Annotated in this window: 17 protein-coding genes; 15 read left to right on the top strand and 2 right to left on the bottom strand. The window is 72.3% G+C overall.

Features of this window, described 5'->3' with window-relative positions; all coding sequences use genetic code 11:
* The first annotated feature begins 17 nt into the window (after positions 1-17).
* The 8 genes from ACY8FT_RS08895 (at position 18) to ACY8FT_RS08860 (ending at position 8,461) form a co-directional block, all read left to right on the top strand.
* Positions 18-1,613, top strand: a complete 1,596-nt coding sequence (locus tag ACY8FT_RS08895; protein ID WP_462418572.1) for a D-alanyl-D-alanine carboxypeptidase/D-alanyl-D-alanine-endopeptidase — start codon at positions 18-20, stop codon at positions 1,611-1,613.
* A gap of 27 nt (positions 1,614-1,640) precedes the next feature.
* Positions 1,641-2,741 (top strand): tRNA lysidine(34) synthetase TilS, encoded by a 1,101-nt coding sequence (gene tilS, locus ACY8FT_RS08890; protein WP_462418571.1) that lies wholly within the window; start codon positions 1,641-1,643, stop codon positions 2,739-2,741.
* Positions 2,731-3,282, top strand: coding sequence for a hypoxanthine phosphoribosyltransferase (gene hpt / locus ACY8FT_RS08885; protein WP_462418570.1), 552 nt, complete (start codon positions 2,731-2,733; stop codon positions 3,280-3,282). Before tilS ends, hpt begins: the two co-directional genes overlap by 11 nt.
* A gap of 134 nt (positions 3,283-3,416) precedes the next feature.
* Entirely contained in the window at positions 3,417-5,516 is a 2,100-nt protein-coding gene (gene ftsH / locus ACY8FT_RS08880) for an ATP-dependent zinc metalloprotease FtsH (protein ID WP_462418569.1), read from the top strand.
* Positions 5,516-6,073 (top strand): GTP cyclohydrolase I FolE, encoded by a 558-nt coding sequence (gene folE / locus ACY8FT_RS08875; protein WP_462418568.1) that lies wholly within the window; start codon positions 5,516-5,518, stop codon positions 6,071-6,073. The genes ftsH and folE overlap by 1 nt, the downstream gene beginning before the upstream one ends.
* Positions 6,073-6,975 carry a dihydropteroate synthase gene (folP, locus tag ACY8FT_RS08870; protein ID WP_462418567.1) on the top strand — a complete coding sequence of 301 codons (903 nt, stop codon included), beginning with the start codon at positions 6,073-6,075 and terminating at the stop codon, positions 6,973-6,975. The genes folE and folP overlap by 1 nt, the downstream gene beginning before the upstream one ends.
* Entirely contained in the window at positions 6,972-7,877 is a 906-nt protein-coding gene (folK, locus tag ACY8FT_RS08865) for a 2-amino-4-hydroxy-6-hydroxymethyldihydropteridine diphosphokinase (RefSeq protein ID WP_462418566.1), read from the top strand. Before folP ends, folK begins: the two co-directional genes overlap by 4 nt.
* Entirely contained in the window at positions 7,874-8,461 is a 588-nt protein-coding gene (locus ACY8FT_RS08860; RefSeq protein WP_462418565.1) for a DUF3180 domain-containing protein, read from the top strand. The genes folK and ACY8FT_RS08860 overlap by 4 nt, the downstream gene beginning before the upstream one ends.
* A 26-nt stretch (positions 8,462-8,487) precedes the next feature.
* On the opposite strand, the gene ACY8FT_RS08855 is transcribed toward ACY8FT_RS08860, so the two are convergent.
* Complete coding sequence (locus ACY8FT_RS08855) at positions 8,488-9,255, bottom strand: NUDIX domain-containing protein (RefSeq protein WP_462418564.1); 768 nt, start codon at positions 9,253-9,255, stop codon at positions 8,488-8,490.
* A 61-nt stretch (positions 9,256-9,316) separates the two neighbouring features.
* Between ACY8FT_RS08855 and ACY8FT_RS08850 the strand changes: the two genes are divergently transcribed.
* The 5 genes from ACY8FT_RS08850 to ACY8FT_RS08830 all read left to right on the top strand — a co-directional run bounded on the left by ACY8FT_RS08850 (position 9,317) and on the right by ACY8FT_RS08830 (position 13,164).
* A complete protein-coding gene (locus ACY8FT_RS08850) occupies positions 9,317-10,285 on the top strand; it encodes a DUF2520 domain-containing protein (RefSeq protein WP_462418563.1) in 969 nt (322 codons plus the stop codon).
* Positions 10,286-10,418: 133 nt separating this feature from the next.
* The gene (locus ACY8FT_RS08845; RefSeq protein WP_462418562.1) at positions 10,419-10,928 is read left to right on the top strand and encodes a methylated-DNA--[protein]-cysteine S-methyltransferase; all 510 of its coding nucleotides are present in this window, start codon (positions 10,419-10,421) and stop codon (positions 10,926-10,928) included.
* A 16-nt stretch (positions 10,929-10,944) separates the two neighbouring features.
* Entirely contained in the window at positions 10,945-12,504 is a 1,560-nt protein-coding gene (gene lysS, locus ACY8FT_RS08840; RefSeq protein ID WP_462418561.1) for a lysine--tRNA ligase, read from the top strand.
* Positions 12,501-12,683, top strand: a complete 183-nt coding sequence (locus ACY8FT_RS08835; protein WP_462418560.1) for a hypothetical protein — start codon at positions 12,501-12,503, stop codon at positions 12,681-12,683. Before lysS ends, ACY8FT_RS08835 begins: the two co-directional genes overlap by 4 nt.
* Before the next feature lie 130 nt (positions 12,684-12,813).
* Positions 12,814-13,164 (top strand): histone-like nucleoid-structuring protein Lsr2, encoded by a 351-nt coding sequence (locus ACY8FT_RS08830; protein WP_462418559.1) that lies wholly within the window; start codon positions 12,814-12,816, stop codon positions 13,162-13,164.
* Between the two features lie 85 nt (positions 13,165-13,249).
* On the opposite strand, the gene ACY8FT_RS08825 is transcribed toward ACY8FT_RS08830, so the two are convergent.
* Positions 13,250-14,749, bottom strand: coding sequence for a tyrosine-protein kinase domain-containing protein (locus ACY8FT_RS08825; RefSeq protein ID WP_462418558.1), 1,500 nt, complete (start codon positions 14,747-14,749; stop codon positions 13,250-13,252).
* Between the two features lie 179 nt (positions 14,750-14,928).
* Here ACY8FT_RS08825 and ACY8FT_RS08820 point away from each other — a divergent pair, with 179 nt between their 5' ends.
* Positions 14,929-15,474, top strand: coding sequence for an arsenate-mycothiol transferase ArsC (locus ACY8FT_RS08820; RefSeq protein WP_462418557.1), 546 nt, complete (start codon positions 14,929-14,931; stop codon positions 15,472-15,474).
* Positions 15,475-15,665: 191 nt separating this feature from the next.
* Positions 15,666-18,272, top strand: a complete 2,607-nt coding sequence (locus tag ACY8FT_RS08815) for an ATP-dependent Clp protease ATP-binding subunit (RefSeq protein WP_462418556.1) — start codon at positions 15,666-15,668, stop codon at positions 18,270-18,272.
* Positions 18,273-18,385: the final 113 nt, after the last annotated feature.

Raw genomic sequence — 18,385 nt, 5'->3', positions numbered from 1 at the left:
CGTCCGAAAGGTGCCCGGTGAAGCCCTCCCTCCGAAACTCCCTCATCGCCTCGACCTCCGTCGTCGCCCTGGTGGGGGCCTACGTGACCGCCGACTCCCAGGGAGCCGTCCCCGGCCCCCTCGGTGACGCGCCGGCCGCGGCGGCGGCCGAGGAGGGAGACGAGACCGACCTCCTCGACTCCACCGCCGGTGCCCCCAACGAGAGCTCGACGGCCGACCCCGACGCACCGCTGGACGTGCTGGACCAGCAGCTGGACCCCGGTGCGGCCAACAAGGTGGTCGACGGCCCCACCAAGAAGGAGGAGGTCGAGAAGATCGAGAAGGAGCTCCCCGAGCGCGAGCCGCTGGTGGAGCCCCTCGACGACTCGGGGGAGGCCCCCAGCAAGAAGACCATCGAGAAGGCGCTGGGCGAGACGCTGGACGACGAGGAGCTCGGTTTCCTCTCGCTGGACATCCGTGACGCCGCCACCGGCGAGGTCGTTTACCAGAAGAACGGCGACCGCCCCAACCACCTGGCCTCCATGACCAAGCTCGTCTCGGTGGGCGCCATCACGGAGTCCGGCTGGGACCTCGACCAGCGGCTGCCCACCCGTGCCCTGCTGGACGAGGGGAACAACATCGTCATCGTCGCCGGGGGCGACACCATGCTGTCCCGTGGCATGGGTGACCCGCTGTCCGTCGCCGGGCGAGCCGGCCTCAAGGACCTGGCGCGGCAGGTGGCCGCCGAGATCGAGGCCAAGCGCAAGGCCGGCGAGGACCTGCCGGACGAGTTCCAGGTGGCCGTCGACGATTCCCAGGGCGGGCCCCTGTACTCCGAGGACTGGTCCGACGTCGCCCTCAACGAGGGGTGGACCGGCAAGGTCACGATGCTGCAGCTCTTCGACGACCGGGCCCGGCACCTGAAGCCGACCCCGGCGGACCCGACCCTGAGCGCCGCCGGTGCCTTCGCCCAGGCGCTGCACGACGAGGGCGTCAAGGTGAAGAAGTCGGTCCCGCGCACCAAGGGCAAGTCCAATGGTGAGCAGCTCGGCGTCGTGAAGTCCGCACCGGTGCGGCAGCAGCTCATCCACGCCCTGCAGGTGAGCGACAACGCGCGCGTGGAGACCCTCACCCGGCAGGCCGGTCTGGCCAGCGGCGGGCTCGAGGTCGAGCACTCCGGTCCGTCGGACGTCGGCAAGTGGGTCGTGAAGATGACCAAGGAGCGGGGCATCGACAACTCCGGCCACAAGCAGTTCGACGCCGCGGGGCTGACCAGCAAGAACGAGATCCCGGCCCAGGTGCTCGGCGAGCTCCTCAAGGCCGGCGCCTCCGGGGACGACCCCGAGTACGGCAGGATCCTGGGCAACCTGTCCATGTCGGGCCTCTACGGCACGCTCGCGGACCGCTTCTACGGGGATGGCCGCGAGGAGGCGCGCGGCTTCGTGCGCGGCAAGACCGGCACCCTGCCGATGGCCAGCGGCATCGCGGGCACGACCGTCACCAAGGACGGGCGACTGCTCACCTTCGTGGTCAGCAGCGACGACTTCGAGCGCTCCACCCAGCCGATGGTGGCGCGCAAGGCGCACGACGAGCTGGTCGCCGCGCTGCAGCAGTGCGAGTGCAACGGCGGCTGACGGTCGTCGGCGTGCACGGGGGCTGAGGTGCCGGGCCCGCCGCCGGCGGTGGCGGCCGTCCGCCGGGCCGTCCGCGGACTCCTCGCCGAGGCGGTGGCCGCGGGGCGTCCCGTCCTGCTGGCCTGCAGCGGGGGGCCTGACTCCACGGCGATGGCGGCGGCGGTCGCCTTCGAGGCGGACGGCCTGCGTCGGCGCGGCGTGGACCCCCTCGTGGCGGCCGTGGTGGTGGACCACGGGCTGCAGGACGGGAGCGACCGGGTGGCCGCCCGGGCGGTGGACACGCTCTGGGCCCTCGGCATCGGTCGGGTCGAATCCGTGCGGGTGCAGGTGGTGGACGCCGGCGAGGGCCCCGAGGCTGCCGCCCGGCGTGCCCGCCACGCGGCGCTCGAGCGCTGCGCAGACGCGCTGACCCCGGAGGGAACCGAGGCGACCCGGCAGGCGGAGACCTGGCTGGCCCACACCCGTGACGACCAGGCCGAGCAGGTGCTGCTGGGTCTGGTGCGAGGGGCGGGGACCCGCTCGCTGGCCGGCATGTCCCCGCACCGGGGCCGGCTGCGACGACCGCTGCTGGGGCTCCCGGCGGTCACCACCCGCCGGGCGTGCGAGGACCTCGGCCTCGACGTGCACCACGACCCGCACAACGAGGACCCCCGGTTCACCCGGGTGCGGGCCCGATGGCTGCTGCAGCGGCTCGCCACCGAGCTGGGGACCGACCTGGCGCCGGCGCTGGCCCGGACCGCGGACCACGCCCGCGCGGACGCGGACCTGCTCGACGCCCTGGCCCGGGAGCGCCTCGAGGGTCTGCCCGCCACCCCCGACGGCACGTGCCCGGTGGACGACCTGCTGGCGGTGGAGGAGGCCCTGCGCCCGCGCGTGTGGCGGCAGCTCGTGCTGCGCGCGGCGGGGCCGGACGCTCCCGCCCCCGCCGCGGTGCACCTGCGCGAGCTCGACCGCCTGCTCACCGACTGGACCGGTCAGGGGCCGGTCGACCTGCCCGGTCCCCGGCGCTGGTGGCGCTGGCGGGGGCCGGGTGGTGCAGCGGTGGTCGGACCGATCAGCGACAATGACCCCGCACCGCAGGGAACGACCCCCACCCACACGCAGCCTGGAGGACCACGTGGACGCTGAGCACATGGAGGACGCCCTCGAGAACGTCCTGCTCACCGAGGAGCAGATCCTGACGGGTCTGCAGCGCATGGCCGACCAGATCGCCGAGGACTACCGGGGCAAGGACCTGCTCATGGTGGGCGTCCTCAAGGGGGCGGTCGTGGTGGTCGCCGACCTCATGCGCGCCATGCCCTACAGCGTGCCGATGGACTGGATGGCCATCAGCTCCTACGGGTCGGGCACCAAGTCCAGCGGCGTCGTGCGCATCCTCAAGGACCTGGACGCGGACATCACCGACCGCCACGTGCTGGTCGTGGAGGACGTCATCGACTCCGGGCTGACCCTCAGCTGGATCCTGGAGAACCTGGCCTCCCGCGGGCCGGCCTCGGTCGAGGTCGCCACGCTGCTCCGCAAGCCGGACGCGATGAAGGTGGAGATCGACGCCCGCTACGTGGGCTTCGACATCCCGAACGACTTCGTGGTCGGCTACGGCCTGGACTTCGACGAGCGCTACCGCAACCTGCGCTGCGTGGGGACCCTCGCACCGCACATGTACGAGTGACCGGCCGTTCCGCGGAACCCGTGCCGCGGCAGGGTGCTGTGGAACACTGAGGCGCCCTCGTGCGTTGGCGCGAGGCATCGAGCGTCAGCAGGACGTCGGCAGGACGAGACGCGGGGAGCACACCCCGCACGAGGATGGCAATGAAGAAGATGTGGCGTGGGCCGCTGGTCTGGATCTTCCTGATCATCGGCGGGGTTCTGCTCTGGTTCGGGCTGACCAACAACGAGGGCTTCGAGCGGGTGGACACCTCGGCCGCCCTCAAGCAGATCGAGGCCGGGAACGTCGAGTCCGCCAAGGTGACGCCCGACCGCGTGGACCTCACCCTCAAGGAGGGCAAGGAGTACAGCGGCGGCGGGGTGGAGAACGCCCGCAAGATCCAGTCCTTCTACGTGGAGGCCCGCGGCGAGGACGTCGTCAAGGCGCTCAACGAGAACGAGCCGAAGAAGGGCTTCACCGACGACCCGGAGAAGACCAACTGGTTCGTCGGGCTGCTCATGACGCTGCTGCCCTTCCTCCTCATCCTCGGCCTGTTCCTGCTGATCCTGCCGCAGATGGGTGGCGGCTCGCGGATCATGCAGTTCGGCAAGTCCAAGGCCAAGCTCGCCACCGAGGACATGCCGAAGGTCTCCTTCGAGGACGTCGCCGGCGCCGACGAGGTCGTCGACGAGCTCGACGAGATCAAGGAGTTCCTCACCGAGCCGGCCAAGTTCCAGCACGTGGGCGCCAAGGTGCCCAAGGGCGTGCTGCTCTACGGCCCGCCCGGCACCGGCAAGACCCTGCTGGCCCGCGCCATCGCCGGTGAGGCGGGGGTGCCCTTCTACTCGATCTCCGGCTCGGACTTCGTCGAGATGTTCGTCGGTGTGGGTGCCTCGCGCGTCCGCGACCTGTTCGAGAAGGCCAAGGCGAACTCGCCGGCCATCATCTTCATGGACGAGATCGACGCCGTCGGCCGGCACCGCGGAGCCGGCATGGGCGGCGGCCACGACGAGCGCGAGCAGACGCTGAACCAGCTGCTCGTGGAGATGGACGGCTTCGACGGCAACACGAACGTCATCCTCATCGCGGCCACGAACCGTCCCGACGTGCTGGACCCGGCCCTGCTGCGCCCGGGCCGCTTCGACCGGCAGATCGCCGTCGAGGCCCCGGACATGAAGGGCCGCCACGAGATCCTCAAGGTGCACGCCCGCGGCAAGCCGATGGCCTCCGACGTGGACCTGCTGGCCGTCGCCCGCCGAACCCCGGGCATGAGCGGTGCAGACCTGTCGAACGTGCTCAACGAGGCCGCGCTGCTGACGGCCCGCTCGAACGCGCAGCTCATCGACAGCCGGGCGCTGGACGAGGCGATCGACCGCGTGATGGCCGGTCCCCAGAAGCGCACCCGTGTGATGAACGAGAAGGAGCGCAAGGTCACCGCGTACCACGAGGGTGGTCACGCCCTGGTGGCCGCGGCGATGAACCACACCGCCCCGGTCAGCAAGATCACGATCCTGCCCCGCGGCCGCGCGCTCGGCTACACGATGGTGATGCCGCTGGACGACAAGTACTCGACCACCCGCAACGAGCTGCTCGACCAGCTGGCGTACGCCCTGGGCGGCCGGGTGGCCGAGGAGCTGATCTACCACGACCCGTCCACGGGCGCCTCGAACGACATCGAGAAGGCCACGGACATCGCGCGCAAGATGGTCACCCAGTACGGCATGAGCGACAAGGTCGGTGCCGTGAAGCTGGGCGAGTCCGGTGGCGAGCCCTTCATGGGGCGCGACATGGGCGGCGGCCGGGAGTACTCCGAGCGCATGGCCAGCGTGGTCGACGACGAGGTGCGCGTGCTCATCGAGGCGGCGCACAACGAGGCCTGGGCCGCGCTGCGCGACAACCGCGACGTGCTCGACGCCCTCGTGCTCGAGCTGCTGGAGAAGGAGACCATCAACGCCGAGCGGCTGGCCGAGATCTTCGAGCCGGTGCGCAAGCGCCCGGTGCGGGCCACCTGGCTCTCCAGCGCCGACCGTCCGGTGTCGCAGCGTCCGCCGATCCTGACCGAGGAGGAGCGCGCCGCCATCGACCGCGGTGACATCTCCTCCCCGCTGGACCAGCTGCCCGTCGACGAGCGGCCGGTGGACCCCGGTCACGGTGCCGGTGAGCCCGGCGGGACGGCCGGCCCCGGTGAGGGCCACGGCCGGCCGCCGACGCCCGGCTCCAGCCCGAGCGGGTGGGGTCCCTCCGGCCGGAAGCCCTGATGGACCACGCGCGCGCCGAGGCGGCCGTCCGGGAGCTTCTCCTGGCGGTCGGCGAGGACCCGGAGCGGGACGGCCTGCTGGACACCCCCGCCCGGGTCGCCCGCTCGTACGCGGAGCTGACCGCCGGCCTCGGTGAGGACCCGGCCGAGGTGCTGGGCACCACCTTCGCCGTCGACCACGACGAGATGGTGATGGTGCGGGACATCGAGATGTACTCGCTCTGCGAGCACCACCTGCTGCCCTTCCACGGCGTCGCACACGTCGGGTACACCCCCCGCAACGGGCGGGTGGTGGGACTGTCCAAGATGGCGCGCTTGGTGGAGCTCTACGCCCGCCGCCCGCAGGTGCAGGAACGGCTGACCACCCAGGTGGCGAACGCGCTGGTGGAGCACCTCGACCCGGGCGGGGTGATCGTCGTCGTGGAGGCCGAGCACCTGTGCATGTCGATGCGCGGGGTGCGCAAGCCGGGCGCGCGGACGGTGACCTCCGCGGTGCGCGGCCACTTCACCGACCAGGCCACCCGCGCCGAGGCGCTGACCCTGCTGAGGAACGGCTGATGGCCGGGCAGGACGCCCCGCTCGTGTCCGGGCTGCCCCAGGACCCCGACGGGCTGCCGGTGGTGATGGGCATCGTCAACGTCACCCCCGACTCGTTCAGCGACGGGGGACGCTGGGCCGATCCGGCTGCGGCGGTCGCGCACTCCGAGGAGCTGGTCGCCGCCGGCGCGCACCTGCTGGACGTCGGCGGGGAGTCCACCCGCCCCGGCAGCGGTCGGGTGCCCGAGGACGAGGAGCTGCAGCGGGTGCTGCCCGTCGTGCGGGAGCTCGCGCGAGCGGGTCGGTGCGTCTCGGTGGACACGATGAGGGCGTCCGTCGCCGCCGCCTCCGTGGAGGCCGGCGCGGCCGTGGTCAACGACGTCTCCGGCGGGCTGGCGGACCCGGACATGTTCCGGGTGGTCGCCGAGTCGCGCGTGCCCTACGTGCTCATGCACTGGCGCGGGCACTCCGACGACATGTACGGCGAGGCGCACTACGAGGACGTCACCGGGGAGGTGCTGGCCGAGCTCGAGCAGCAGCTCGAGCGGGCCGTGGCCGCCGGTGTGCGGGTCGAGGACGTCGTGCTCGACCCGGGCTTCGGCTTCGCGAAGACCCCGGCCCACAACTGGGTGCTGCTGCGCGAGCTCGACCGCTTCGTCGACGGAGCCCGGCAGCTCGGCAGCGCCTCCCTCATCGGCGTCTCGCGCAAGGGCTTCCTGGGGCGGGTGCGCCCCGGCACCCTCGGCCCCGAGGACGCACCGGCGCCGCCGGCCGAGCGTGACACGGCCACCGCGGCGACCTCGGTGCTGAGCGCCCAGGCGGGCGCTTGGTCGGTGCGGGTGCACGACGTCCAGGGCACCGTGGACGTGCTCGGGGTGCTCCGCGGCACCGCCCGGGCGGGCCGGGAGGAGCCGGGGGCATGACGCAGGCGCGGCAGGGACAGGTCATCCGGCTCACGGGCGTCCGGGCCCGGGGCCACCACGGGGTGCTGGAGCACGAGCGGCGCGAGGGGCAGGAGTTCGTCGTCGACCTCGTGGCCCAGCTGCCGGTCGGGGCCGGCGCGGGGGACGACATCGGTGCCACGCTGCACTACGGGGAGGCGGCCGAGGCCGTCGTGGCCGCGGTCGGCGACCAGCCGGTGGACCTTTTGGAGACGCTCGCCGAGCGCGTGCTCGACGCCGTGCAGGAGCTCCCCGGCGGGCGCGCCTGCCCGGTGCTCGAGGTGACCGTCCACAAGCCGCAGGCGCCCATCACGGTGCCCTTCGGCGACGTCGCGGTGACCGCCACGCGACGGGCCGTGGTGCCGGCGGTCGTGGCCCTGGGGGCCAACCTCGGGGACGCCGCGGCGACCCTGGCCGCGGCCGTGGGCTCCCTCGGGTCGCTCCCGGGGGTGCGGCTCACGGGGCTCTCGCCGCTGGTCGAGACCGATCCGGTCGGCCCGGTGGAGCAGCCGGTCTTCCTGAACGCCGTCGCCCTGGTGGAGACCACCCTGCCGGCCGAGGAGCTGCTCGCGGATCTGCACCGCATCGAGGCCGCGCACGGACGCACCCGCGAGGTGCGCTGGGGCGCCCGCACGCTCGACCTCGACCTCGTCCAGTACGGCGACCCCCGCGCAGGCACGGAGCAGTGCTCCACCGGGGAGCTCGAGCTGCCCCACCCGCGCGCGGCCGAGCGGGCCTTCGTGCTCGCCCCGTGGGCGATGGTGGACCCTGCCGCGCAGCTCGCCGGTGCCGCGGTCCCCGAGCTGGCGGAGCGGGCCGCCGACGCCGAGGGGGCCCGGCCCGGCCCGTCCTGGCCGGCGCTGCGCTGGGGAGGTGCGCGATGAGCCCGACGACCCCGCATGACCCCCGCCGCGGCGGCCCGGGCACCCGCGTCCCCCAGCTGCTGGTGGCCCTCCTGGTGGCCGGCGTGCTGGGGTGGCTCGCCTCCCGCTGGTGGCTGGGGCAGGGCAACGCCGTCCCGGTGCGCGCGGCGATGGGCCTGGTCTTCGACGTGCTGTTCAGCCTGGGCCTGCTCGGTGCGGCCTTCTGGGTCTGGCGGTCGGTGCGGGCGCAGGAGGACTCCGCGCGCCACGAGCGCATCCGCCACCACGCCCCCTCGCCGCAGACGGCCCGGCTCATCGTCGTGATCGCGATCGCCGCGGCCTGGGCGGGCTCGGTCCTGGCCGGTGCCTTCGGCGGTCTGCTGCTTGCGGGCCTGCCGAACGGCGACGTCCCCAGCGTGCGTGCCGACCTGGTCCGCACCGGTCTGCAGGTGGGCACCTCCCTCCTGCTGGCCGCGTCCGGTCAGGTGAGCCAGTGGCTGTGCCGGGTGCCTCCGGAGGAGGGGGACGACGACGAGCGCGGACCGCGCCGACAGCCTGCGCCCAGCCGGGGCACGCCGGCACTGGGACGCACGCGGCACGACTGAGCCGGGGCGCCCTCGATGGGCCGGGCTCAGCGCTGCGGCGGCTCCCCGTCCCTCAGGTAGACGGTGTCGCGTCGGACCTGCTCCCCGTCCCACACGTTGGAGAGGTGCCGTGCCACGTAGGGCGCGGCGTGCTGCGCGACCTGCTCCGGGGTGCACCAGTGCAGGGCCGCGATCTCACTGGGCTGCAACCGCGCCCGCTCGACGATGTCGGGGTGGGTGCCGAGGTCGAAGACGCAGAGCACCGCGTCGGACCAGCCCCGGTAGGCCGGCAGCCAGTTCACGCTGAGCAGCCCCTGCACCTCCATGTCCAGGCCGAGCTCCTCGGCCACCTCGCGCACGACCGTGTCCATCGGCCCCTCGTCGGGGTCCACCATGCCGCCGGGCAGGTCCCACTCGGACTTGTAGGTCAGCTCGCACAGCAGCACCCGGCCGGCCCCGTCGGTGATCACCCCCTGCGCGATGACGCGCTTCACCGGCAGCGCGCTGTCCAGGACCCCCAGACGCCCCTCGCGGGAGAGCCGCGGAGGGTCGCTGTCCAGGCGCGTGGCCAGCAGCCGGTCCCCCTCGGGGGAGGGGCCGGCGAAGGCGCGGAGGGTCCCCTCGGTGCGCAGGCCGGCCCGCATCGTGAGGCGGCGCAGGTCTCGGCGGCGAGGGTCGAGCAGCACCTCCACCCGGCGGGCTCCGGCGGCCAGCTGCGCGTCGACCTGCTCGATGAGCTCCGCGGGGTCCACGGTCTCCTCGAGCTCGGTGCGCCGCACCGCCTCGCGGGGGCTCTGCCAGTGCCATGTGTCCACGCCCCGAGCGTTCCACATCGCACCGACGCGGACGGCAACGGCGCGTCGTAGGGTGCGGCGCATGGTCAGCGACGTCCCCGGGTCCTCGAGCGCTCCGCGGCTGCGCATCGGCGTCATCGGAGCCGGACGGGTGGGCGCCGTCCTCGGGGCCGCGTGGGAGCGGTCCGGGCACCGGGTGGTGGCCCACAGCGTGGGTGACAGGGGTGCGGACCGGGCGGCCTCGCTGCTGCCCACGAGCGTCCGCTGCGCCCCGGAGGAGGTGCCCGGCCACGCCGACCTGGTGCTGCTGGCCGTGCCCCGGCAGGACGCCGCGGGACTCGTGGCCGGGCTGGTGGCCGCCGGGGTGGTGCGCCCGGGCCACCTGCTGGCCCACACCGTGCCCGGGGTGGGGGTGGAACTCTTCGGCCCGGTGCTGGAGGCCGGTGTACCGGTCCTGGGCCTCTCCCTGCAGCCCGCCATGGTGTTCTCCGGCCAGGCACAGGACGTTGAGCGGCTGGGCGACGCGGTCGTCTGCCACCTCTGTCCGGCCGAGGTCGACCCGGTGGCGCAGTCGCTCGTCATGGAGCTCGGCGCCACCCCGATGCGACTGGAGGCGGTGGACCTGCCCCGGCACGACGCGGCAGTCACCGTGGCCACCGAGGGGGTCTCCGCCCTGGTGACCACGGTGCGCCGCGCCCTGGCTGCGGGTGGGGTCACCCGCCCCGACGCCGTGGCCGGTCCGCTGCTGCGGGCCTCCCTGGAGGCGGCTCTCGGCAGTGGTGAGGCGCCGGCGGGGACCTCTCCGTCCGGGCCCGTCAGCGGCTGGGACGCCGAGCGCCTGGCCGAGCAGCTGGCGGCGGCCCGGGACGTGGCGGGGCTGCAGGCCGCCCCGGAGGCGCAGCGGCCCGTCGCGGCCGACGGCTCGGAGGCGCTCGCGGAGGTGCTCTGGGCGCTGGAGCGCGCAGCGGCACGTCACGCGGTGGCGGCCCGCATCGAGCCGCCACCGGCCGCCCGGGAGCTGCTGCACGAGCTGGGGCTGGACCAGAGCTGAGGGGCATCCCGCCGTCCACAGGTCGGACGGCAGGAGTTTTCGCCCGGCCCCGGAGCGGGCCATGCTGTGTCGCAGGCGTCAGGAACCCGACGCCCTCGTCGCCGGTGCGTCCGGCCCCGTCCCAGGAGCGAGCATGAGTGCAGCCGACACCGACCCCGTCGCCACCCGCAGCCACCGGGTGCTCGAGACCCCCGTCGGGCCGGTGACCCTCGTGGGCACCGGGGAGGTGCTCGAGGGGGTGTACTGGCCGGACCACCGGCCCGCCCCCGACCGCTCGACCTTCGGTCCCGAGGACCCGACGGCGCTGACGGCTGCCGCCGAGCAGCTCACCGAGTACTTCGCCGGGCGACGGACCGCGTTCGACCTGACCACTGACGCCCACGGCACCGCCTTCCAGGAGGCGGTGTGGGAGCAGCTGTGCGCGATCCCGGTCGGGGAGACGCGAACCTACGGGCAGATCGCCGCGGCGATCGGCAACCCGCGGGCCGTCCGGGCGGTGGGGGCGGCCAACTCGCGCAACCCGCTGTCGGTCGTCGTGCCCTGCCACCGGGTGGTCAGCGCGTCCGGGTCGGCCCACGGCTACGCCGGCAGCGTCGAGACCAAGGAGTGGCTGCTCGCCCACGAGCAGGGGGCTGGACGGTGACGCGTAAAATGGCGATGTGACTACCGACCCCGCCGCCCAGCAGTCCGCCTCGCAGCCGGCCGACGGTGCCCCCGGGGCTCCGGTCGCAGCCGACGAGCTGCCCGAGCAGATGCGGGTGCGGCGCGAGAAGCGGGCCGCACTGCTCGACGCCGGCGGTCAGGCCTACCCGGTGGAGGTGCCCCGCACCCACTCCTTGGAGCAGGTCCGCGAGCAGTGGGGTCACCTGGAGACGGGTGAGGAGACCCAGGACGTCGTCTCGGTGACCGGTCGCGTGGTGTTCTCGCGGAACACCGGCAAGCTCTGCTTCGCCACCCTGCAGGCCGGCAGCGGGGAGCGGCTGCAGGCCATGCTCTCGCTGGCCGAGGTGGGCCAGGAGGCCCTGGACCGCTGGAAGTCGGTGATCGACCTGGGGGACATCGTCTCGGTGACCGGTCGCGTCATCTGCAGCCGGCGCGGGGAGCTGTCGGTGATGGCCACCGACTGGCAGCTCGCCAGCAAGGCGCTGCGCCCCCTGCCCACCCTGCACAAGGACCTCTCCGAGGAGCAGCGCGTCCGCCAGCGCTACGCCGACCTCATCATGCGCGACGACGCCCGCCGCATGGTGCGCATCCGCTCGCTGGTCACCAGCACCGCCCGCCGCTTCCTCGAGGACCGCGGGTACGTGGAGATCGAGACACCGATCCTGCAGCTCATCCACGGCGGGGCGAAGGCGCGTCCGTTCGAGACGCACATGAACGCCTTCGACCAGCGCATGACGCTGCGCATCGCCACCGAGCTCAACCTCAAGAAGGCCGTCGTCGGCGGCGTCGAGAAGGTCTTCGAGATCGGTCGCATCTTCCGCAACGAGGGCGTCGACTCCACCCACAGCCCGGAGTTCACCACCCTCGAGGCCTACGAGGCCTGGGGTGACCAGACGACCATGGCCGAGCTCATGCGCGAGATGTACCTCGCCGTGGCCGACGCGCTCATCGAGGCGGGCCTGCTCGAGTCGCGTCGGATCCAGACCCCGGCCGGTGAGGTCGACCTCGACGGGGAGTGGCGCTGGCTGCCGGTCCACGAGGCCGTCTCCGGCGTGGTGGGCACCGAGGTGACGCCCGAGACCGACGTGGCCACCCTGCGCCGGCTGGCCGCCGAGCACGAGGTCGAGGTCGAGGACGACTGGGACGCCGACAAGATCGTGCTGGAGCTGCTCGAGCTCGTGGAGCCCGACCTGCTGCAGCCGACCTTCCTCTGCGACTACCCGCCGTCGGCCCAGCCGCTGGCCCGTCCGCACCGCAGCAAGCCCGGGCTCATCGAGGCCTGGGACCTGATCATCGCCGGGGTGGAGCGCTCCACCGCGTTCTCCGAGCTCATTGACCCCGTCGTGCAGCGCGAGGTGCTCACCGAGCAGTCGGTGCAGGCCGCCGCGGGCGACCCCGAGGCCATGCAGCTGGACGAGGACTTCCTGCGGGCCCTGGAGTACGGCGCCCCGCCGATGGGCGGCCTCGGCTTCGGCATCGACCGGATGGTCATGCTCTTCACGGGCGCCGGGATCCGCGAGACGATCCTGTTCCCCCACACCAAGCCGGAGGCATGATGTCGGAATTCCTCGACGCGGTCTGGCCCTATGTCGCGGCCCTGGTGCCGAGCATCGGCATCCTGTGGCTCTTCGGGGTCGTCATGAAGCACATCGTGGAGGGCGATCGCCGCGAGCGGGCGGCCATCGCGCAGTGGGAGGCCGAGCAGGAGGGAACCGACGAGGACCCCCTCGGCTGATTCCAGGAAAACCCGGTGAGTAATCACCGGGTTTTCCTGTCCCCTTTTCGTGTTGCGTGACCCGGCCTTTCTGGGGTGGAATGTCCCGACAGAAACCATCAAGGACGCGAGGCGACGAAAGGCAGGGCGCATGGTGCAGCGACACGTGACCATCCTCGAGGACGACCTGGACGGGGGCGAGGCCACCGAGACGGTCACCTTCTCCCTCGAGGGGGTGAGCTACGAGATCGATCTCAACGCGGAGAACGCGGCCAAGCTGCGTGACGACCTCGCGGACTGGGTGGCGCACGCGCGTCGCTCCGGCGGGCGTCGCAGCGGCACGTCCCGCCGTTCCTCGGCCGGCTCGTCCACCACGGGTGCCGCGCGCAAGCGCGAGATCGCGGCCATCCGCGAGTGGGGCCGCGCCAACGGCTGGGAGGTCAGCGACCGCGGCCGTCTGTCGGCCGACCTCGAGGAGGCCTACGCCAAGGCGCACGCCTGAGGGCGCACGTCCCCGCGCACGAAGGAGGGCCACCGGGAGAACTTCTCCCGGTGGCCCTCCTTCGTGTCCCCTCAGGGGGTCGCGCTCACTTCTTCCTGCGCTTCTTGCGACGCTTCCTGCTCTTCTTGTCGTCGCCGTAGCCGTACTGGTTGCCGTAGCCGTAGCCGTAGGACCCGTAGCCGTAGCCCTCGCCGTAGAGCAGGCGGTTGAGGCGGCTCACCGACGCGCGGTTGATGACCGCACCCAGCAGGCGGGCGTTGACGTTCCGCAGGTTCGCGGCGGCACGTTCGACGTGCTCCTTGCGGGTGTCGTTGGCGGCCACGACCATCACGGCACCGTCGGTGCTCGTGGTCAGCAGCGCGGCGTCCGTCACCGGCAGCAGCGGCGGGGCGTCCAGGATGACGCGGTGCGTCTTGGTCAGCGTGGCGATGAGATCGCGCATGCGCTGCGAGCCCAGCAGCTCCGACGGGTTCGGCGGGATGGTGCCGGCCGGCAGGACCATGAGGTTCGGGTGGCTGGTCGGCTGCGCCGCGTCGGCGAGGTCGGCCGACCCGGCGAGCACCTGGGTCAGTCCCACCGACGAGTCGATGTCGAAGATGCCGGCCAAGGCCGGACGGCGCAGGTCGGCGTCCACCAGGATGACGCGTTCGCCGCCCTCGGCCAACAGGTAGGACAGGTTCGACGAGATGGTCGACTTGCCCTCACCCATGCGTGCCGAGGTGACCACGATTGACCTCGGGGCCTGGTCGACGTTGACGAAGCGCAGGTTGGTGCGGAACTGGCGCAGCGCCTCGCGGGTGGTGAAGTCCATCTCGCCGGAGTCGCGCACAGCGCGCTCGGGCGACGCGAGGGCCTCGTTGGCCGGGATGAGACCCAGCGTCGGGGAGCCCTTGGCGGCCTCGGAGATGTCGTCCTGGGTGCGGATGCGGGTGTCCTGGCGGTGACGGAACCACGCGAGGACGTAGCCGAGGGCCAGGCCGGCCAGGCCGCCGAGGGCCAGGGCGCGGGCAGGCTTCGGCTCCGACGGGCTGGAGGGCAGCTGGGCGCTGGCCAGCGGCATGATGCTCGTGGCCGGCGTGCGCTCCTCGTCCTTGCCCTCCTCCTCACCGGAGGGTCCCTGCGTCACACCGGTGTCGGACAGGTTCTTCGTCTCGAGCTCGCGCACGTACTCGGACGTCTGGTTCACGACCGCGTCGGCGAGCTCCTTCGCCTCCTCGGGGCTGCCGCCCTCGGCGGTGACGGTGATGTTCGGGGTCTCCTCCTCGACCGTCGCCTCGATCCGGTCGCCCAGCTCGCTGGGCGTGGTGTCGAGGTCGAGCTCCTTGATGACCTTCTCGGCCACCGGCTTGGAGTTGAAGTAGGTGACGTAGGTCGTGCCCTTGGTGATGGCGAGCGAGTTGCCCGACAGGGACTCGCCGACCGTTCCGCCACCGGAGGAGGCCTGGACGACGCCGGTGGCGGTCGCGGTGTAGACCGGCGTCTGCATCGCCACCCAGCCCGCCGCCAGCGCGAGCCCGGCCAGGGTGCTGAGGAGGAGGGTGATGATGTGTCGGCGGGAGAGTCGCAGGATGTCGTCGAGCGTCAAGACGTTCTCCGTCGGTGATGAGGATGTGAGCACACTGCACCCCACAGGGTGCAGTTCCGTCACTGTAGCGTCCTGTGGCCCTGAGTCCTCGGCTCCGCGCCCCGATCCGATCGTGACACTCAGCACGCCCGGCCTAGACTCCGAATGCCCCCGTCGACCTCGCAGCACCGGAGCCCCGCGTGAACATCCTCTTCGTCTGCACCGGCAACATCTGCCGGTCCACCTTCGCCGAGCGCTGGTCCCGGCACGTCGCGCCCGCCGGGCTGCGCTTCGCCTCGGCCGGCACGATGGCGCTGGTCGGCCACCCGATGGATGCCGACATGGCCCACGAGCTCCGGCAGCGCGGCGGCGACCCCGAGGGCTTCGAGGCCCGCCAGGTGGCTCTCGGCATCCTCCGGGAGACCGATCTCGTGCTGACCATGGAGCGGCGCCACAAGGCCTACGTCGTCGAGGAGGTGCCCGGGCTCACGCGCCGCACCCACACCCTCGGCCACTTCGTCCGCTTGGTGGACGAGCTGGCCGCCCGGGGGCCGCTGCCCGCCGGACCCGAGCTGGTGGAGGCGGTCTCCGGGCTGCGGCTGCCGTCCTCCCGGTCCGAGTCCGTGGACGACCCCTACCGCCGCGGGCCCGAGGTGGCCGCTCGCGTGTCCGAGCAGCTGACGGACTGGGTGGGGCGTGCCGTGGGGGCGCTCGGTGGGTTGCAGATCCCGGCGGGGGGCGCCTGAGCAGCGGTTCGCGCACAGCGAACGGGGATCGGCCCTGTGCCGGAACACCCTGCGGAACCGCGCTGTTGAGCGAGGCAGAACGTCCCCCGAGACGGGCTGCACAGCGCGCACGGGGCGGATGGCGTGTCCACGCCCTCCGCCGAGCGGGCTCTCGTGCCTAGCCTTGGGGATCCGCGAGGCAAGGAGCTGAGATGTTCGAACGGTTCACCGACCGCGCCCGGCGCGTCGTCGTCCTGGCCCAGGACGAGGCGCGCATGCTCAACCACAACTACCTCGGCACCGAGCACATCCTGCTGGGGCTCATCCACGAGGGCGAGGGCGTCGCCGCCAAGGCCCTGGAGAACCTCGGCATCTCCCTGGACGCCGTGCGCCAGGAGGTGCAGGAGGTCATCGGCCAGGGCAAGCAGGCCCCCTCCGGCCACATCTCCTTCAGCCCGCGGGCCAAGAAGGTGCTGGAGCTCTCGCTGCGCGAGGGCCTTCAGATGGGGCACCAGTACATCGGCACCGAGCACATCCTGCTGGGCCTGATCCGCGAGGGCGAGGGCGTCGCCGCGCAGGTGCTCGTGAAGCTGGGGGCCGACCTGACCACCGTGCGGCAGCAGGTGCTGGAGCTGCTCTCCGGCTACCAGGGGGGCCAGGGCGAGCCGCAGGCCGCGGGCGTCGGCGCCTCCTCCGGTCAGGGCGAGGGCACCCCGGCCGGCTCGCTGGTGCTCGACCAGTTCGGCCGCAACCTCACGCAGGCCGCCCGCGACGGCGACCTGGACCCCGTCATCGGGCGCGACTCCGAGATCGAGCGCGTGATGCAGGTGCTCAGCCGCCGCACCAAGAACAACCCGGTGCTCATCGGTGAGCCCGGTGTCGGCAAGACGGCCGTCGTCGAGGGACTGGCCGCCGACATCGTGGCCGGCACCGTGCCGGAGACGCTCAAGGACAAGCACGTCTACACCCTCGACCTCGGCTCGCTGGTGGCCGGTTCCCGCTACCGCGGTGACTTCGAGGAGCGCCTCAAGAAGGTGCTCAAGGAGATCAAGACCCGCGGCGACATCATCCTGTTCATCGACGAGATCCACACCCTGGTGGGTGCGGGTGCCGCCGAGGGCGCGATCGACGCGGCGAACATCCTCAAGCCGATGCTGGCCCGCGGCGAGCTGCAGACGATCGGTGCGACGACGCTCGAGGAGTACCGCAAGCACATCGAGAAGGACGCCGCGCTGGAGCGCCGCTTCCAGCCGATCCAGGTGGACGAGCCGTCGCTGGCCCACGCCATCGAGATCCTCAAGGGCCTGCGCGACCGCTACGAGGCGCACCACCGCGTCTCGATCACCGACGGGGCGCTGGCCGCCGCGGTGAACATGGCCGACCGGTACATCAACGACCGGTACCTGCCGGACAAGGCGATCGACCTCATCGACGAGGCCGGGGCCCGGTTGCGCATCCAGCGGATGACCGCTCCGCCGGACCTGCGCGAGATCGACGAGAAGATCTCCTCGGTGCGCCGGGAGAAGGAGTCGGCCATCGACGGCCAGGACTTCGAGAAGGCCGCCTCGCTGCGCGACGACGAGCAGACCCTGCTGTCCGAGCGCGCGGAGCGGGAGAAGGCCTGGAAGGAGGGCGACCAGGACACCGCCGCGGTGGTGGACGAGGACGTCATCGCCGAGGTGCTGGCGGCCACCACGGGCATCCCGGTCTTCCGGATCTCCGAGGAGGAGTCGAGCCGTCTGCTCAACATGGAGGACGAGCTGCACAAGCGGATCGTCGGCATGGACGACGCCATCCACGCGCTGTCGCAGGCCATCCGCCGCACCCGGGCCGGTCTGAAGGACCCGCGCCGTCCCGGTGGCTCGTTCATCTTCGCCGGCCCCACGGGTGTCGGGAAGACCGAGCTGGCCAAGGCGCTGGCCGAGTTCCTGTTCGGGGACGAGGAGTCGCTCATCCAGCTCGACATGTCCGAGTTCGGCGAGAAGCACACCGTCAGCCGCATGTTCGGCTCGCCCCCCGGCTACGTCGGCTACGACGAGGGCGGGCAGCTCACCGAGAAGGTGCGCCGCAAGCCGTTCAGCGTCGTGCTCTTCGACGAGGTGGAGAAGGCCCACCCGGACATCTTCAACAGCCTCCTGCAGATCCTCGAGGACGGTCGTCTGACCGACTCGCAGGGCCGCACGGTGGACTTCAAGAACACGATCATCATCATGACCACCAACCTGGGTGCCCGGGACATCGCCAAGGGTGTCTCGCTGGGCTTCTCGGCCAACGCCGACACCGGTACCGACTACGACCGGCTCAAGGCGAAGGTCTCCGACGAGCTCAAGCAGCACTTCCGCCCGGAGTTCCTCAACCGCGTGGATGACACGGTCGTGTTCCCGCAGCTCAAGCAGGACGAGATCGTGCAGATCGTGGACCTCATGGTCGGCCGTCTGGACGAGCGCCTGGCGGACAAGGACATGTCCATCGAGCTCACGCAGGACGCCAAGGAGCTGCTGGCCAAGCGCGGCTACGACCCGGTGCTGGGTGCCCGTCCGCTTCGCCGTGCGATCCAGCGCGACATCGAGGACGTCATCTCCGAGAAGATCCTGTTCGGTGAGTTCACCGCCGGGGACGTCATCGAGGTGGACGTGGACCAGCCGCCGGCTGCGGAGGAGGAGTCCGAGGCGCCGGTCGGGCCGATCAACCCGGGCGTCAGCGGGTCCACGGGGCAGCCGGGGCCGAAGGGCTTCACCTTCAGCTCGCGACGCCACCCGGACGCCAAGGCGGTGGACGAGCTCACCGGTGACGCCGACCGCGCCATGGTCGGCGAGTGAGCCACGCCGGCCGCTGAGCGGGACGTGCAGGGCCCCCATCCGGTGGACGACCGGGTGGGGGCCCTGCACGTGTCCGGCCCCGGTCCCGTCCGCCGCGGTGCGGCTGACCTAGC

Source organism: Kytococcus sp. Marseille-QA3725, from assembly GCF_054950055.1.
This window is presented reverse-complemented; position numbering and strand designations above follow the sequence as displayed.

What these genes read in the sequence shown, in the direction of transcription:
- ftsH (WP_462418569.1), top strand. Translation starts at nt 3,417, where the DNA reads ATGGCAATGAAGAAGATGTGGCGTGGGCCGCTGGTCTGGATCTTCCTG.
- folE (WP_462418568.1), top strand. Translation starts at nt 5,516, where the DNA reads ATGGACCACGCGCGCGCCGAGGCGGCCGTCCGGGAGCTTCTCCTGGCG.
- folP (WP_462418567.1), top strand. Translation starts at nt 6,073, where the DNA reads ATGGCCGGGCAGGACGCCCCGCTCGTGTCCGGGCTGCCCCAGGACCCC.
- folK (WP_462418566.1), top strand. Translation starts at nt 6,972, where the DNA reads ATGACGCAGGCGCGGCAGGGACAGGTCATCCGGCTCACGGGCGTCCGG.
- ACY8FT_RS08860 (WP_462418565.1), top strand. Translation starts at nt 7,874, where the DNA reads ATGAGCCCGACGACCCCGCATGACCCCCGCCGCGGCGGCCCGGGCACC.
- ACY8FT_RS08850 (WP_462418563.1), top strand. Translation starts at nt 9,317, where the DNA reads ATGGTCAGCGACGTCCCCGGGTCCTCGAGCGCTCCGCGGCTGCGCATC.
- ACY8FT_RS08845 (WP_462418562.1), top strand. Translation starts at nt 10,419, where the DNA reads ATGAGTGCAGCCGACACCGACCCCGTCGCCACCCGCAGCCACCGGGTG.
- ACY8FT_RS08835 (WP_462418560.1), top strand. Translation starts at nt 12,501, where the DNA reads ATGATGTCGGAATTCCTCGACGCGGTCTGGCCCTATGTCGCGGCCCTG.
- ACY8FT_RS08830 (WP_462418559.1), top strand. Translation starts at nt 12,814, where the DNA reads ATGGTGCAGCGACACGTGACCATCCTCGAGGACGACCTGGACGGGGGC.
- ACY8FT_RS08815 (WP_462418556.1), top strand. Translation starts at nt 15,666, where the DNA reads ATGTTCGAACGGTTCACCGACCGCGCCCGGCGCGTCGTCGTCCTGGCC.